This window comes from Mycobacterium sp. 1165178.9, assembly GCF_001673555.1.
Taxonomy (GTDB): domain Bacteria; phylum Actinomycetota; class Actinomycetes; order Mycobacteriales; family Mycobacteriaceae; genus Mycobacterium.
Window position 1 is genome coordinate 1 of sequence record NZ_LZMB01000500.1, and the last position, 532, is coordinate 532.

Annotated in this window: 2 pseudogenes; both read left to right on the forward strand. The window is 72.4% G+C overall.

Annotation, left to right across the window (positions count from 1 at the left end):
- Positions 1–423, forward strand: a pseudogene (locus A5652_RS21405) (shikimate dehydrogenase); the annotation flags it as partial.
- Between the two features lie 10 nt (positions 424–433).
- Positions 434–532 (forward strand): annotated as a pseudogene (locus tag A5652_RS27095) (prepilin peptidase); the annotation flags it as partial.

The following is a 532-nucleotide window of genomic DNA, read 5'->3' on the forward strand; positions in this document are numbered from 1 at the left end:
CCGGCCGCCGTCGCAGGCCTGGCCCAGCTGGGCGTCGCCGGCATCACCGTGGTGGCGCGCAACCCCGACAAGGCGGCCCGGTTGGTGGACCTCGGCGAGCAATTGGGCGTGCCGACCCGGTTCTGCGACCTGGACGGCGGCGGGCTGGTCGACGAGGTGGCGGGCGCCGAGGTGCTGGTCAGCACCATCCCGGCGGACGTGGCGCAACGCTACGTCGGCACCTTCGAACGCATCGGTGTGCTGCTGGACGCGGTCTACGATCCGTGGCCCACCCCGCTGGCCGCCGCGGTGAGCGGCGCGGGCGGCCGCGTGGTCAGCGGCCTGCAGATGCTGCTGCATCAGGCCTTCGCGCAGGTGGAGCAGTTCACCGGGCTGCCCGCACCGCGCGAGGCCATGACTTGCGCGGTGCGCGCACCGGATTAGCCTGCCGCGCATGCGGATTGCAGCGGCGTGTCTGGTGCTGGCCTGGTTGGCGGCGTTGAGTTGCTATGACATCCGCGAACGGCGCTTGCCCAACGCGCTGACGCTGACC